The sequence below is a fragment of the Kastovskya adunca genome, from assembly GCF_059505785.1.
In genome coordinates this window covers 13,431-28,534 of the sequence record NZ_JCACLG010000026.1, presented here as the reverse complement: position 1 = coordinate 28,534, position 15,104 = coordinate 13,431, and the positions used below count along the sequence as shown (strand labels likewise).

The following is a 15,104-nucleotide window of genomic DNA, read 5'->3' as shown; positions in this document are numbered from 1 at the left end:
GCAAAGGAGAGGAGATTTTAACTTCCTCATCGACTTAACCCGATTAGGGAAGAAGTCCCTGAGTCGTCGCTGTCCAAATTGTCCAGCCGTCAACCAGCAGCAGTAATAGTGTAAATCCCAACAGAATTAAATACATCCAGGGCTGTGAGAGTGGACGAACATCGGTTGTATCGATTCCCGTATACTTTTCCACTAGTTTGACTAAGCGAGCAAATCCGACTACCCGCATGGGGAGTAGGTAAGCTTTTTCTGAAGACTGGCTAATGAAGTAGTAAACTAACCCACCTTGACCCGTCGTTCGCATTTTCAAATCTTTCACATCCGTCCAAGGTAATGACCAGCCTTTGCGGAAGAAAGGCGGCACCCAACGGGGATAAGCGACCTGAATTTGCTCCTCGTCCACAATGACTTTCTCACTCAAGGCTCCGTAAAGCGCGATCGCTCCTAATATAATTCCTACCCACAACAACAGGGGAGGAACAGGAGCCTCTGATGCCTGCGCCAAAAAGGGTAGAGGCATAGTCAAGGCACTGTATAAGCTCAACAGTGTTAGACGAATTAAGGGAGAGATCCGAAACATAGCAGGGTGGGGCGGCGAAGATTCCGACTGATTTTTAAGAGTTGATGACACGGAATAGAGGATTTTATGGGTTTGTCTAGCTTAAAAAGGGATTGGAGGCGATCGCGTTAAGCAGGCTCATGGGCAATTAGCTGTGGGAGAATGGAAAGAAAGCGATCGCTTGAGTCAACAGCAAAGTTACTTTAGTCTAGTTTAAGTTTCTTAAAGCATTGCCTTTGAGCACATTCCTTGCCCATGACCTTTGATCACCCTCCACAAATCTGGATTTACGACACAACGCTGCGAGATGGTTCCCAGCGTGAAGGATTGTCACTGTCCTTGGAAGACAAGTTGCGAATAGCAAGACAGCTCGACCAACTTGGCGTTCCCTTCATTGAGGGCGGATGGCCAGGGGCGAATCCCAAGGATGTGCAATTTTTCTGGCAGCTTAAAGAACAGCCCCTCACCAACGCGGAAGTTGTTGCCTTTTGCTCCACCCGTCGCCCCAACAAAGATGCCGCCGATGACCCGATGCTGCAAGCGATTTTGGCAGCAGGTACCCATTGGGTAACAATTTTCGGAAAATCTTGGGAGCTGCATGTCACCGAAGGACTAAATACTAGTCTGGAGGAAAACCTGGCAATGATTCGGGATACGATCGAGTTCCTCCGCAGTCAGGGACGGCGGGTAATTTATGATGCCGAGCACTGGTTTGACGGCTATAAGCAAAACGCCGATTATGCCCTGCAAACCCTCAACGTGGCAATTGAGGCGGGTGCCGAGTGGATTGTCCTCTGCGATACCAACGGCGGTACTCTCCCTCACGAAGTGGGTCAAATTGTCCGCGAGGTGGTTGCAGCCACTGGAGTGGGAGCCGATTCTCGTCCTTTATTAGGAATTCACACCCACAATGACTCCGACACCGCCGTCGCCAACGCTTTGGCAGGGGTAATCGAGGGCGTCCGCATGGTGCAGGGTACAATCAATGGCTACGGCGAACGCTGCGGCAATGCTAACCTTTGCTCCTTAATTCCCAACTTGCAGCTGAAACTCGGCTATCGCTGTCTAGAAGATCAGCAGCTAGCCAAACTAACCGCCGCCAGCCGCTTGATTAGTGAAGTAGTCAATCTCGCCCCAGATGACCATGCTGCCTTTGTCGGTCGCTCTGCCTTTGCTCACAAAGGTGGTATTCACGTCTCAGCGGTGGAACGGAACCCTTTAACTTACGAGCACATTCAGCCGGAAAAAATTGGCAATCAGCGGCGAATTGTGATTTCTGACCAGTCGGGGTTGAGCAATGTTTTGGCAAAAGCCCGCAGCTTCGGTCACGAACTGAACAAGCAAGACCCTACCTGTAGAGAGATTCTGGGGCGTTTGAAAGATTTGGAAAACGCCGGTTATCAGTTTGAAGCAGCAGAGGCGAGTTTCGATTTACTGATGCGGGATGCCCTAAAACAGCGGCAGCAGTTGTTTGAATTAAAAGGCTTTCATGTCCACTGTGACACTGTACAGGGGACTGGGGTTGATTCTCTTGCCACAATCAAAGTGGCAGTGAATGGTGAAGACATTTTGGAAGCGGCAGAAGGGAATGGCCCGGTTTCTGCTCTAGATGCGGCTTTACGGAAAGCGTTACTGAAATTTTATCCCGCGATCGCGCAATTTCAACTCACCGATTATAAAGTGAGAATTCTTGATAGTACGTCTGGAACCTCAGCCAAAACTCGCGTGCTCATAGAATCCAGCGACGGACAGCAACGCTGGACAACCCTAGGCGTTTCCTCCAACATCATTGAGGCATCCTATCAAGCTGTGGTAGAAGGTATTGAGTATGGTTTGCTGTTGCAGTCTTCCCTGAAGCCTACAGTCACCTCTTCAAGCTGATCTCTAAATTCCTCAAGATAAACTCAATCTATAAAGCGAAACCCTAGCCCTTTGAACGTTGCAGCCGCTAGGGAATTTGTCCTGGGTTGGCAATGTTGAAAACAAATGGTAGTAATTACCGTACTTTTTTCAAAAAACCCTTGCAGTCATCGCTCTGATAAGCTACAAAGGTATATGACTGCTTCCTCACCGTGCAGAACTCCACGACCCGGTGCAATAAATTAATTAGGAAGCATATTTAGACCAAGCATTTGTAAAAGTTATTTCAATAAAGAAAATCGAGAGAATATGACTCAGCAAGTTACTCACCCAATGGTGAAGTTGCAACGTCAGGTGCATTCACTTGTAGAATCAAAAATCATAAAACCCACTGACAGTCTCTGGAAGATTGCCCTGCTGTATGGGGATGAATGGTCTTTTTGGAAGAAGGAATTACTTGATTTTGGCTTCACGATGCAAGATCCCATTGCCGATTTACTGGCGGTAGAAGCCTGGGATGAAGAATAAGCCGCCGACTAGCACTTTGCAGTTGAGGTTGATGTATTCATTTAGTGGTTAAAGTCTGTCTGGACTTTCGTAGATAGCCTAGTTTTACGGCAAGTCTGCGTAAAAGTGGCTCAGGTTTACCCTTCAGGGACACGTCCTGAAAATTTGCCTCCCAAAAAAGCGGCAAACTGAGATTTTGAGCAATATTAGGCTTTAACAGTCTCCTGGCTTTAGCTGGGAGACTAATAAATAAATTGGGTAAAAGGCAGTTATTGAAAGCTTTTTACTCAAGTTTTTCTTTTCTGATGCTGTTTTACTACCTCGTTAGCGATCGCCACTCTGTTTCTATAACCCCTTAACTACTTGAGGAGGCTGTAGAGACGTAGTGTGTTAGTCTCTACCTCTAGCTTTAGCGCCATAAAGTAAGCGTGCTGGTTGCACCTTCAACTTACCGACTCACCAACTCAGCACTTTGCTATATCTCTGGCGTCGAGTGCAGTCAGGTATCGCAAGTCAGGTGCGTTGGTAAGCGTCAACTTTTCTGGAAAAACCTTAGATGCAGTTGTAGTCAACCACTAGGAAGTAAGACTGCACTAATGGAAGCGTTTGACAGTTTTATATCTTGAGTAGCTTGACGCGCTGCAATTTATCTTACTAACGGATTAGGCTTTCACTCCGTAAAGTCAGTCAATTAGGGGAAGTGTCATTTCCTAATTAATCGTACATTAAGCAAGAGCGCTTCAAACTATAGCTTAATCAAAAATACAATCTGAGGAAATATTTATGAAAACTACTCTTTTAACGGCGATCGCTTTACTCTCGCCTTTGTTCATCACTGCACCAGGGCAAGCCGCGAATCCGGCACATGTAAAACAACTTATGGAAACCCGGTCTTGTGCTGGGTGTGACTTGTCAAACGCTAATTTAGAGACGGTACACTTGATCGGGGCTGATTTGAGAGATGCCAACTTGGAAGGGGCAAATCTTGCGGAAGCTAATTTAGAAGGAGCTGATTTAGCCGGAGCCAACTTAGAAGGGGCAAATTTGACGGGAGCCTTTGTCACTGATGCTAGCTTCAAAAATGCCAATCTTGACGAGGTGGATTTTACCGAAGCGCACATTTACAACGCTAATGTTGCCGGAGCATCAATGAGCGATTTGACGCTGACGGATGCCAATATATTTAACACCGCAATTGGTGTTGGCGGTGAAGCACCGTCTGATGATGAAGCTGCATTGGAAGAATCAGAATACTTTGAAGACCAATACTAAAGGTGTGGGTGTCTTTGTAAAGGAAAGGAACTGCACGTCGTTAGCCTGAGTCCGTCTCTACAGGTGCAGCGCTAGAATTGTTAAGGACTGTTTCTGTGCTGCCTTCCCCTCATGCCTAACCCTGTGAATCTTTCTGATCATCTACCTGCAAAATCCAGTCATGGGCATGATGCTACGCACCAGAATGACGCCAACCGGAACGTCATTCACGTTCGGGGGGCGAGGCAACATAATCTCAAGAATGTCGATCTAGAACTGCCGCGCGATCGCTTAATCGTCTTTACGGGTGTATCCGGTTCTGGCAAGTCTTCCCTGGCTTTTGACACCATCTTTGCTGAAGGACAACGCCGCTACGTAGAGTCCCTCAGTGCCTATGCACGGCAATTTTTAGGACAGTTGGATAAGCCGGATGTGGATGCGATTGAAGGCTTAAGTCCTGCTATCTCCATTGACCAGAAATCCACCTCAAATAATCCCCGCTCCACCGTTGGCACCGTCACTGAGATTTACGACTACCTGCGGTTATTGTTTGGACGAGCTGGCGAACCTCATTGCCCAATATGCGATCGCAACATTGCCCCGCAGACGATTGATGAGATGAGCGATCGGATCATGAAGCTGCCAGACGGCACTCGTTTCCAGATTCTGGCTCCAGTGATTCGCGGCAAAAAGGGGACGCACCGCAAGCTGCTATCGAGTCTCGCCGCCGAAGGATTTGTCCGCGTGAGAGTTGATGGCGAGGTGCGACAGCTCGACGAAAACATTGAGCTGGATAAAAATTATACCCACACTATTGAAGTCGTTGTTGACCGTTTAGTTAAAAAGCCTGGTCTACAGGAGCGTCTGGTTGACTCGCTCAATACTTGTCTGCGTCGTTCCAGTGGAATTGCGGTGATAGATGTGCTAAATGCTACATCTGATACCGCAGAAGAAGCTAACAATGAAGAAAATAATACCAAAAAAAATGGCGAATTTGGCAAAATTGACGATACAGAGTCAATAAATGCTGATGATTCCTCTCAGCAACTGCCGAGAGAATTAGTCTTTTCGGAAAATTTTGCTTGCCCAGAACATGGGGCGGTAATGGACGAATTATCGCCGCGATTGTTTTCCTTTAACTCGCCCTATGGTGCTTGTCCTAACTGTCATGGATTAGGTAGTCTGCGTACCTTTTCACCAGAACTGGTGGTGCCCGATCCAGAAGCACCTGTTTATGCCGCGATCGCTCCCTGGTCAGACAAAGACAACTCCTACTACCTCTCCTTACTCTACAGCGTTGGCAAAGCCTACAACTTTGAAATCCAAACCTCCTGGAAGAAACTTGCTCCCGAACAACAGCAGGTAATTTTGTACGGCACCGAAGAAGCAATTTATATTGAGGCGGATTCTGCTTACCGGGAGAAAAAGGGATACCACAAACGGTATCAGGGCGTCATTCCTATCCTTCAGCGGCAGTACGAAGAAACAAGTTCAGAACTGCAAAAACAGAAGCTAGAACAGTACCTAGTTAATCAAGCTTGTTCAGTTTGTCAGGGAAAGCGCCTCAAACCGGAAGCCCTAGCAGTACGGCTGGGACAATACCAAATTATTGATTTAATTAGTGCCTCAATCAGCGAAAGTAAGGAGCGAATTAATAACCTAGAGCTATCATCTCGTCAGGCTCAAATTGGTGACCTTGCCCTCAAAGAAATTAAAGGACGGCTGCAATTTCTCCTCGATGTTGGCTTAGACTACCTCACCCTCGACCGTCCGGCGATGACCCTTTCCGGTGGTGAAGCCCAACGGATTCGGCTGGCAACGCAAATTGGGGCAGGGCTTACCGGGGTTTTGTACGTCTTAGATGAACCGAGTATCGGACTGCACCAGCGTGATAATGGACGGTTACTCCAAACCCTGACGAAACTGCGGGATTTGGGCAATACCTTAATTGTGGTGGAACATGATGAGGAAACGATTCGTGCTGCCGATTACTTAGTTGATATTGGCCCGGCGGCGGGAATTCATGGTGGGGAAATTGTTGCCCAAGGTGATTTAGAAACCCTACTAGCAACGGAAAATTCCCTCACGGGGGCTTATCTTTCAAGACGGCAGGCAATTGCAACCCCAGCGGAAAGGAGAAATGGCAATGGGCGGAGTCTTTTGATTAAAAATGCCCATCGTAATAACCTAAAAAACATTAATGTGGAAATTCCCTTAGGGGAACTTGTGTGTATTACAGGCGTTTCCGGTTCCGGTAAATCTACTCTCGTCAACGAGTTACTTTACCCAGCATTGCAACATCACCTCAGCCGCAGAGTTCCGTTTCCTAGCGATTTGGAAACGATTAAAGGACTCAATGGCATAGATAAAGTAATTATTATCGACCAATCCCCAATTGGGCGGACTCCTCGTTCTAATCCTGCAACTTACACGGGAGTTTTTGATAGCATTCGGGCAGTTTTTGCGGAAACAATTGAAGCTAAGGCAAGAGGTTACAAGCAAGGGCAATTTTCCTTCAATGTTAAAGGAGGACGTTGCGAAGCTTGTGGTGGGCAGGGTGTGAATGTGATTGAGATGAACTTCCTGCCGGATGTCTATGTGCAGTGCGAAGTTTGCAAAGGGGCAAGGTACAACCGAGAAACCTTGCAGGTGAAATACAAAGGCAAGACGATCGCTGATGTTTTAGATATGACAATTGAGGAGGCGTTGGCGTTTTTCATAAATATTCCCAAAGCTGCTACCCGACTGCAAACATTAGTCGATGTCGGCTTGGGTTATATTCATTTGGGTCAAACTGCCCCTACCCTATCGGGAGGCGAAGCCCAGCGGGTAAAATTAGCTTCAGAATTATCTCGTCGTGCAACAGGAAAGACGCTTTATCTGATTGATGAACCGACAACTGGTTTATCGTTTTACGACGTTCACAAGTTGCTGGATGTGTTGCAACGGTTGGTGGATAAAGGCAACTCAATTTTAGTAATTGAACATAATTTAGATGTGATTCGTTGTTCGGATTGGGTTATTGATTTAGGCCCAGAAGGTGGGGATAAAGGGGGAGAAGTTGTTGCGGTAGGAACGCCGGAAGATGTGGCGAAGAATCAGCGGTCTTATACTGGGCAGTATTTGCAGCAGATGTTACAGCAGTATCCACCCCAAGCAACTATTGCTACCTCTTAGTTTCAAAAACCTCTATCTGCGCCATTCAGCAAGGCTGCGGGAGGTTGAGTCTACACAATCGGTGATTTTTGGGTGGTTATAGTGGAGTGGAATTTATAGCCACTTGAGATGGTGCGATCGCGTCATCTATTACTTATGAACAACGAGGCTCAAGCACGGGTGGAACATTTTGCTACCCTCAAGTCCAAGTACCAAGCCACAACCTATGACGATTCATCTCTTTCTAGTGCAAAGTCATCTATTTGGCACTTGTAACACTTTAGTTACTTTCTCCCTATCGGTAGGAGGACGAACATTAGGTTTACCTAGTGCCAGATACCAACGACCCCGATAAGAGACGAGAAATGAACCGGGTTCATATTGAAGATTCACTTTATCTTCAAACCGCTTACGTTCAATATTCGATCCTATATACGAACCTTGAATTGTTACGAAGGTTATGTGTGGTTTAAATTCAAAATAACACAGCAGAAGTTCACTTATATCATGCCCTCCTAGTTGCGCTATTTTATCCTGTACAGCCTGCTCTGCCGAGTAGGACTTTGGCACCAGTTGCAGCATCAAGCTTTCATCTCTATTTCTCAAGGCACGCAGATAGGTTTTTATCACTTCATCGCGTGAATCGGCACCGCGCTGATTCACAAAGTTATAGGCAGCAAACAGCAGGATGGTCACACTTAGGAGTAGTACTAAGTATAACCATCGTCGGTTGTGCGTTTGATTCATGGGAGATCAATAGTAGTTGGATAACAGACTCTAGGCGTAGTTGCTAGAGAGATATGAGAAGGCGATCGCGTCTGTATCATCTTCAGCGGGAGGTTGAGTCTAAACAAGCTGGGACATGAGTGGTTATAGTGGAGTGAAATTTATAATGACTTGAGATGGTGCGATCGCGCCATCTATTACTTATGAACAACGAGGCTCAAGCACGGGTGGAACATTTTGCTACCCTCAAGTCCAAGTACCAAGCCACAACCTATGACGATTCTTCACCCTCCAGCCTTCTGTATCTCATTCTGCGAAAAGCTGATTTAGGAATTGAGATAACTGAAATAGAGCGGAATTGGCTGCTAGATCATAAACTTTTAGAAACGATTGAAGCTATTCGGAAGGAACACAGACTTAGAGAAAAAGAACTCAGAAAATTAGAATTAGAATTTGATAATTTAAAGTCTAGGTACAAAGCAAAAAACCATCGTATTTCTTGGGAAACAAGCCCTCTTTACTTTATCCTTTGCCGGATAGAATCAGAAAATCAAGTAACTGATACAGAAGTTAAATGGCTGCAATTTCAGGGACTGACTGAGACAATTGCAATCACTCGACAGATGGAATACTTTGCCACATGGAAAGCAAAGTATCAAGCGACTAAACATCAAGACTCATCACCCGATAGTCCTCTATATAGAATCCTCAAACGGCTAGACGCCGAAGAATCGTTAAACAATTCAGACGTTAACTGGCTAAAAAAACACGAACTTTTTGAAACTCTAGAAATCTTCCAGCGACGAGAGGCAGCAAGGGAAGCCGAATTTGCCCAACTAAAGAATAAGTACCAAGCAACTAAACACCTAGATTCATCTGCATCCAGTCCTTTGTATCCCATTCTGCAAAATCTGAATGCAGATAAGCAATTAAGTGAGTTGGAAATAGACTGGCTGGAGCAAAATGAACTTACCGAGACGCTTGATATTATTCTGGAGATTGAAAAAAAGCGTCACTTTGCCAAACTGAAGGTAAAGTACAAAGCTACACAACATGAGGATTCATCACCTTCTAGTCACCTATACAAAGTTCTCAAACAACTTGAATTAAACAATCAGCTAGGTGAGCAGGATATTAACTTCCTGAAAAAGCGTAAATTGATTGGTACGCTTACCATTGCTCAAGATAAACGCGCGGCTAGTCTGAAGTCTAAGATTGAATCGGGAGAGCAGCTTGAGGAGTCAGAGATAGAGTGGCTCAAAGAGAATGGACGTGAAGAGGTAATTACTTTTGCTCAACAAAAGCATTTTGCCTTGTTAAAGGTCAAGTATCGAATTCTAGATCCTAGAAATGAATTGCCTCTTGACCCGTTTTACACAATAATGCAAAAACTGGAAAGAGAAGAAAGGTTAGATCCAGTATTGGTTGTTCAGCTAATAGAAGAGGAGCTTCTTTTTTTTGAGGGTAAGATTGCTCGGGCTTTCTATAGGCTAGAAGCACTTTTCTTTGAGCAGGAATACCAGCGCACTGGGAATCAATGGAACTTGCCGAACGCTAGCAGTCATTGGCGCAAGGCAGGTAAACCCAAGCAAGCATTAAAGCTGACAGAAAACCTAAAATTCGACAAAATCAAAGAAAATAAGCTCAAATCAGCCTTGCTAACCACTAGAGGAGGAGCACTTCGAGATATTGATGACTTAAGCCAAGCAGAAAAATGTGCGCTAAAGGCTATTGAGTACCAGCCTAGTAGCCATCACCCTTATACGTTAATGGGAGCCATTTGTTATGAACGGGGTAATGGTAATTATTCAAAGGGTGATTATTGGTTTGAAGAGGCAATCAAACGTGGGGCTTCTCCTAGAGATCAGGATGCTGAAATTAGGCGAGTAGTCAAGAATGCTAAGGATGAGAACAAGCGCAGTGAAGTTGTAGAGTACCTGCTGGAAAAAGATTCACAACGGTATGCTTGGGCTACGTCTTATCTAAAGAAATCAAAAAATAAAGTCAATCGAGTTTCTTAAGGATTTCTAGCACGGATTGCACAATTACCCCAGCCACCAATCAGAAGCGATCGCCTTAACCAACCCTACCCCATCACCCTCACTTGCCAACTCGCACTCTGAGGCACATCCAGCAGCATCACCTCTAAAACCTTCCCTAGCCAACGCACTTCCTTGTTTTCTACTCCACTAACTTCCACGAAACTATTAGGTGCTAATCCAATCCACTGAATCTGGAAATTTCGCTTTGCTGGCATCCCTTCATAACTGCCTCGAACGGCTTGGCAACTAAGGATGCAACTTTCTCCCTCACTGCGTTGAGTAAATAAGCGATCGCTTCCTCTATCTGTTCGGTAGGCGGTGCTAATTCCGTCATCTTCGTAGAAGTCTAGTTCACCTTCTCCTCCGGCATAAACTTCTAGCAGCAGCGTATCTGGTGCAGCCGTGCCAACTGGGAGAGAGGCGGGGGCGAGGGGTAAAATTGCTCCCGCACGCAGGAATACAGGGATTTGGTTGAGGGGGGCGTACCAATCTAAATACTGAGAGGCTGAGAAGAACTGATGGGTTGAACGCTCCCACCAAGCGCCCTCTGGGAGATAAACCGAACGGTAGCCTCCGGCTTCAACAACAGGAGCAACCAAAATGTGATTGCCCAACATATACTCAGTTGATGCTAGATACGCTTCTTTATCCTCCGGATACGCCAGATACAACGGACGACACAAGGGTAAACCCGTATCGTAAGCGACCCGACTCAAGTGATAGAGGTAAGGAATTAACTGACGGCGGGTAGCAAGTGCCTTCCGCACCGCTTCTAGTACCCAACGCCCATAAAGCCAGGGTTCCCGGCGACCGTGGTCTGAGTGCAACCGTACAATCGGACTCCAGCAACCAAATTGCACCCAGCGCACCAATAATTCTGGGTCAATCAGGGAAACGCCAGGGACGTGACCAAAAAATCCCCCTAGGTCATGAGACCAGTATGCAACCCCTACATTCCCGGCTTGCGCTGTGAAATCAACGAGAAATTGCAACACTTCCCAATGGGAGTAGGTATCTGCCGAGAACTGCACCGGATAGCGATGGGAACCCACGCCGCCCGCACGAGAAAGAATCACCGCACGGGTGTTAGTTTTGGCTTCTAGGTGGGTGTAGTAGACGTGATTTGTCCATAACTGCTTGTTTACACCCCCATGGGTGGCATTAGCTCCGTCAATCCACCAAAATTCGATGCCATCCTCCTCCCGAGGACTGTGTAGCATCTGCATAAATAGCTTCGCTTCTTCCTGTTCTGCCAAATTCACTAGCAGCCAGCCCTCGTCCCATTCTTCTGTGGTGGCTTGCGTTCCCTTTGTCTCCTCCGGTTGCCAAGATTCAAAAATCCAATCGGCTTTCGGGTTTTTTACCGCAAAGACTTCCCCAGCTTTTACCGCCTCCGGGTCTAGTCCCCGTGCTTCACACATCGCCGCAAATTGGCTATCCGTAGGGGGGACGCCTTCAACGTGGACATTCGCGCCGATGTGCAGCCCCGCCTCTTGATGCGCCCACTGGAGAAACGCCTGCGGGTTGGGAAATAAGTCCCGATTCCAGTCCCAACCACACCAGCCGGACAGGTGCCAGTCTACATCCAAAACCAAAACATCTAGTGGTAATTCCCACTCTTTAAAGGTGCTGATGAGTTGGCGATAATCATCATCGTGCATCTGGTCATACAGGGAAAACCAGACCCCAAAAGCCCAACGTGGCAACATGGGGATGCGTCCGCAGAGTTGCACAAAATCCTGCAACGCCTGGATGTAGTTGCGACCGTAGGCAAAGAAGTACCAGTCTTGGCAATCTTGATCCGCGCGATCGCTTAACCCCTGATCCGCAATGGGCGCACTCTGGGAATCATTAAGAACGTGATAACCGCTCAAGCTGAGTACGCCAGGGGGAAAGTGATGCCATTGTTCCAGAAACTCCTGCATGGCTTCTGGTAAATCTTCCGGGCGGAAGCGGTCGAGATACCATAAAGGCGGTTCTTCAAAACGGGTAGTTTCCCCGCGATCGCGCAGGTATTGATGGATGCTCTTTAAAGGGGTATACAGCCATTCTTGGGTGTGGGGATAGTCGTCCATTACCGAGGCAGGATGCACCCCCTGGGGCAGAAACTCCCGGTGAATCAGGTCAAGGCTGGTAAAGGTGCCACCGAGATTTTTCGTATCGACTAGCGACGGCATCCAAGTGCCAGCGTAATCACCGCAGTGCCAGTGGATTTGCAGGTTACTGTTATTAAGTGGCTCTGAGTCAGCCCTGTAGACAAGGTGGATAAATTCCGTGTAGAGGTGCAGCACCCCATCCTCCGTTGTCTCAATCCTCTGGAACGGTACCGCCTGCGGGCGAGTGAAAACAACAACCGTAGGGCGGTCTTCAAATTGACCTGTAGGCGATCGCTCTAACCGCATTAAGCCATTACTCAGAGCGCAAAAACGGGCTGTTCCCGATACAACGCAGTTACCGACAAGCTGATAAACCACAACTCCACTCCAGACTATTTTGAAGTACTGGGTGTAACCAACCAGATTTGATTAATCCCCAACATTTGATGCGGAGAACAACCCCACCAACACAACACCTGTTACTACCCCATAACCCGCCCAACCCGCACCGTAGGACATTGCTGTAGCAACTTGGTTTCCCGCCGCCAACTGCACCGCCTCACAAGCTGCTGCACAGACGAGGGAACCGACTGCCCCTTTGATCATTCCACCGATAGCACTAGCCAGTATCCACCAACGGGAAGAGGAAAGCTGACGCCGCAGCACCAGCCACTGACCAATGCCCATCACCGCTAAAATTATCAGGTCTTGAACAACATTAAGCCAAAAGACCTCACCGATTCCTCCGACAGCCGTCAACTGTGCAATGGTAGGGTCGAGAATGCCATTGAGCAGAATTGTGGCATTAATCCCGACAAACCAACCAATCGCACAGGCAAGCACCCACAACCCGGATTGTTGAATCCGACGACGCAGGATAAACGCTTGAGTAATTCCCAGCACAAAACCCGTCAAAACCAACGTTGCTAGGAATTGGAAACTCCCAGCTTCCAAAGCCCCAACAACGGCACCCCCAGTTGCACTGGCAAGTATCCATCCCAAGTACAAAGTCCAGTATCGTTGCCAGGGTTGAACCTCAACTCCTCTCACAAAACCTCACTGGAAAATACAAATTACCGCCATACTTCCCTATCTTCGGTGGGGGTGAGAGGAGCGATCGCCTCTAGCTTTTCAGGATACACTCGGCTTGATCGTTTGCTGCCTTATTCACCTTCGTACTCACCGCATACACCTGCATATCGTCAGCGGCATAAGGACGCAACAACGGCTGCAATACTTTCGACTCTTGCACCTCAGGATCGAGCCACAGATCGTAGTCTTCAGGACTTAAAATCACGGGCATGCGGTTATGAATCGGACGCATCAGTTCATTGGCATCTGTCGTCAACAGCGTGCAGGACTCAGTCACCTCGCCGTTGGGGTCTTTCCAGCTTTCCCACAAACCAGCAAACGCAAACGCGCCCCCATTATTCAGGCGACAGTAAAACGGCTGCTTGCGCTGTTTAGCTTCCTGAGACTGCCACTCATAAAAACCATCGGCAATAACTAGGCAACGCCGATGCTTAAATGCATTCCGAAATGCTGGCTTCTCATCTACTGTTTCTGCCCTGGCATTAATCAACTTTGAACTGATCTTTGTATCCTTTGCCCAACTGGGAATCAGACCCCACTGCAATAATTTGAACTGCCGTGTTTTCTTATCTCCCCGCTGTAAAATAGTTGCTACAGACTGAGTTGGGGCAATATTGTAGCGAGGCTCTAAGGTAGACACATTCTCTACCTGAAATGTCTTCGCAATCACTTCTGCTCGCTGGCTTTGAGTGAATCTTCCACACATATTTCTATATCCAATTAGCCAACTAAAATTTAACGATCGAACAAGAACCAGTAAAAATCAAACTGGAGTTTAAAAAGGTATATAACTCCTATCTTAAGTCACAAACCATCAAATTTCTGATTATCTTCTTAATTCTTCCTAATAGATAAACTCAGATATCCGGAGAGCTAGTGACAACTAAAGATAACTTTCTCCGATAGTGCTAATAAGAAGTCACTAATACTTCTGTAATTCTGCCGCGCTTGCTGGCATTGGAGTTAATTGACCTCGACGCTGAGATTGTATGGATAGAGAAATCACTGTATAGTTCGCGGATAAATGGCACATCAGAATTAGACAGCATTACTTTTACCCCGCGTTTAGCTAGTTTTGTAAAAACCTCTTTTAGCCTCATCTGGTCATCCTGACTAAAAGCAGAACGACTATAGGCAGTAAAGTTGCTAGTCGGGCTTAAAGGCTGATAGGGAGGATCAAAGTAGACAAAATCATCTGACCCTTGGGCATCAGATAAGACACCTTCAAAGGGTCTAACCAATATCTGGGTATTTTGCAGGGCAAGAGAGACGGCATAAAGTAAGTCAGGATTACAAATTTTCGGGTTTTTATATTTCCCAATCGGAACATTAAACTCACCTTTAGAATTTTCTCTATATAAGCCGTTAAAGCAAGTTTTGTTGAGATAAATTAGGCGGGCAGCTCTTTCAACATTGGGAGATAAATAATTTCCCCTAGTTTTATCAGAACGGATTTCATAGTAGTATTCCGGATCGTGCCTATCTTGATGTACTTTCAAAAGATTTATGAGTGGTTCAACTTTGTCCCGAACGCAGAGATAGGCGTTAATTAATTCCGAATTGATATCTGTGAGAATGGCTGATTTAGAGCAGAGAGCAAAGAAGATGGCTCCTCCTCCTAAAAAAGGTTCGTAGTAAGTTTGAAAATCTTTCGGGAAATACCGACGATACTGCGGAATTAGCTGACTTTTTCCACCTGCCCATTTTAGGAAGGGGCGAGGTAATACCTGTTGTTGAGTGTCAGTTGCCATTACATTTCCTCCCATCTCCTCCTCTCCCTATCAGTCTTAACAATACCTTTGCCACCGAAAACGA

Annotated in this window: 11 protein-coding genes; 5 read left to right on the top strand and 6 right to left on the bottom strand. The window is 46.6% G+C overall.

Annotated features, from left to right (window positions below; translation table 11 throughout):
- Positions 1-43 precede the first annotated feature (43 nt).
- Complete coding sequence (locus tag AC5JR3_RS09255; RefSeq protein ID WP_495845199.1) at positions 44-580, bottom strand: hypothetical protein; 537 nt, start codon at positions 578-580, stop codon at positions 44-46.
- Positions 581-814: 234 nt separating this feature from the next.
- On the opposite strand from AC5JR3_RS09255, the gene cimA reads away from it, so the two are divergent.
- The 4 genes from cimA to uvrA all read left to right on the top strand — a co-directional run bounded on the left by cimA (position 815) and on the right by uvrA (position 7,354).
- Positions 815-2,440 carry a citramalate synthase gene (cimA, locus tag AC5JR3_RS09250; protein WP_495845197.1) on the top strand — a complete coding sequence of 542 codons (1,626 nt, stop codon included), beginning with the start codon at positions 815-817 and terminating at the stop codon, positions 2,438-2,440.
- Between the two features lie 288 nt (positions 2,441-2,728).
- Positions 2,729-2,947: a DUF4327 family protein gene (locus AC5JR3_RS09245; RefSeq protein WP_495845195.1), complete on the top strand. Its 219-nt coding sequence runs from the start codon at positions 2,729-2,731 to the stop codon at positions 2,945-2,947.
- A gap of 762 nt (positions 2,948-3,709) precedes the next feature.
- Positions 3,710-4,198, top strand: coding sequence for a pentapeptide repeat-containing protein (locus tag AC5JR3_RS09240; RefSeq protein ID WP_495845194.1), 489 nt, complete (start codon positions 3,710-3,712; stop codon positions 4,196-4,198).
- Between the two features lie 111 nt (positions 4,199-4,309).
- On the top strand, positions 4,310-7,354 hold the full coding sequence (gene uvrA, locus AC5JR3_RS09235) for an excinuclease ABC subunit UvrA (protein WP_495845192.1): 3,045 nt from the start codon (positions 4,310-4,312) through the stop codon (positions 7,352-7,354).
- 234 nt (positions 7,355-7,588) lie between these two features.
- On the opposite strand, the gene AC5JR3_RS09230 is transcribed toward uvrA, so the two are convergent.
- The gene (locus tag AC5JR3_RS09230; RefSeq protein ID WP_495845190.1) at positions 7,589-8,029 is read right to left on the bottom strand and encodes a hypothetical protein; all 441 of its coding nucleotides are present in this window, start codon (positions 8,027-8,029) and stop codon (positions 7,589-7,591) included.
- A gap of 233 nt (positions 8,030-8,262) precedes the next feature.
- On the opposite strand from AC5JR3_RS09230, the gene AC5JR3_RS09225 reads away from it, so the two are divergent.
- Entirely contained in the window at positions 8,263-10,080 is a 1,818-nt protein-coding gene (locus AC5JR3_RS09225) for a hypothetical protein (RefSeq protein ID WP_495845188.1), read from the top strand.
- Positions 10,081-10,145: 65 nt separating this feature from the next.
- Here the strand turns inward: AC5JR3_RS09225 and AC5JR3_RS09220 are convergent, their stop codons facing one another.
- The 4 genes from AC5JR3_RS09220 to AC5JR3_RS09205 form a co-directional block, all read right to left on the bottom strand.
- On the bottom strand, positions 10,146-12,575 hold the full coding sequence (locus AC5JR3_RS09220; RefSeq protein WP_495845185.1) for a glycoside hydrolase family 31 protein: 2,430 nt from the start codon (positions 12,573-12,575) through the stop codon (positions 10,146-10,148).
- A gap of 51 nt (positions 12,576-12,626) precedes the next feature.
- The gene (locus AC5JR3_RS09215) at positions 12,627-13,247 is read right to left on the bottom strand and encodes a hypothetical protein (protein WP_495845183.1); all 621 of its coding nucleotides are present in this window, start codon (positions 13,245-13,247) and stop codon (positions 12,627-12,629) included.
- 73 nt (positions 13,248-13,320) lie between these two features.
- The gene (locus AC5JR3_RS09210; RefSeq protein ID WP_495845182.1) at positions 13,321-13,995 is read right to left on the bottom strand and encodes an SOS response-associated peptidase; all 675 of its coding nucleotides are present in this window, start codon (positions 13,993-13,995) and stop codon (positions 13,321-13,323) included.
- Between the two features lie 202 nt (positions 13,996-14,197).
- Positions 14,198-15,040 carry a DNA adenine methylase gene (locus AC5JR3_RS09205; protein ID WP_495845180.1) on the bottom strand — a complete coding sequence of 281 codons (843 nt, stop codon included), beginning with the start codon at positions 15,038-15,040 and terminating at the stop codon, positions 14,198-14,200.
- Between the last annotated feature and the right edge of the window lie 64 nt (positions 15,041-15,104).

Excerpts from the sequence above, each read along its gene's own strand:
- AC5JR3_RS09240 (WP_495845194.1), top strand. The coding sequence starts at position 3,710 with ATGAAAACTACTCTTTTAACGGCGATCGCTTTACTCTCGCCTTTGTTC.
- AC5JR3_RS09205 (WP_495845180.1), bottom strand. The coding sequence starts at position 15,040 with ATGGCAACTGACACTCAACAACAGGTATTACCTCGCCCCTTCCTAAAA.
- AC5JR3_RS09210 (WP_495845182.1), bottom strand. The coding sequence starts at position 13,995 with ATGTGTGGAAGATTCACTCAAAGCCAGCGAGCAGAAGTGATTGCGAAG.
- uvrA (WP_495845192.1), top strand. The coding sequence starts at position 4,310 with ATGCCTAACCCTGTGAATCTTTCTGATCATCTACCTGCAAAATCCAGT.
- AC5JR3_RS09225 (WP_495845188.1), top strand. The coding sequence starts at position 8,263 with ATGAACAACGAGGCTCAAGCACGGGTGGAACATTTTGCTACCCTCAAG.
- cimA (WP_495845197.1), top strand. The coding sequence starts at position 815 with ATGACCTTTGATCACCCTCCACAAATCTGGATTTACGACACAACGCTG.
- AC5JR3_RS09245 (WP_495845195.1), top strand. The coding sequence starts at position 2,729 with ATGACTCAGCAAGTTACTCACCCAATGGTGAAGTTGCAACGTCAGGTG.
- AC5JR3_RS09255 (WP_495845199.1), bottom strand. The coding sequence starts at position 580 with ATGTTTCGGATCTCTCCCTTAATTCGTCTAACACTGTTGAGCTTATAC.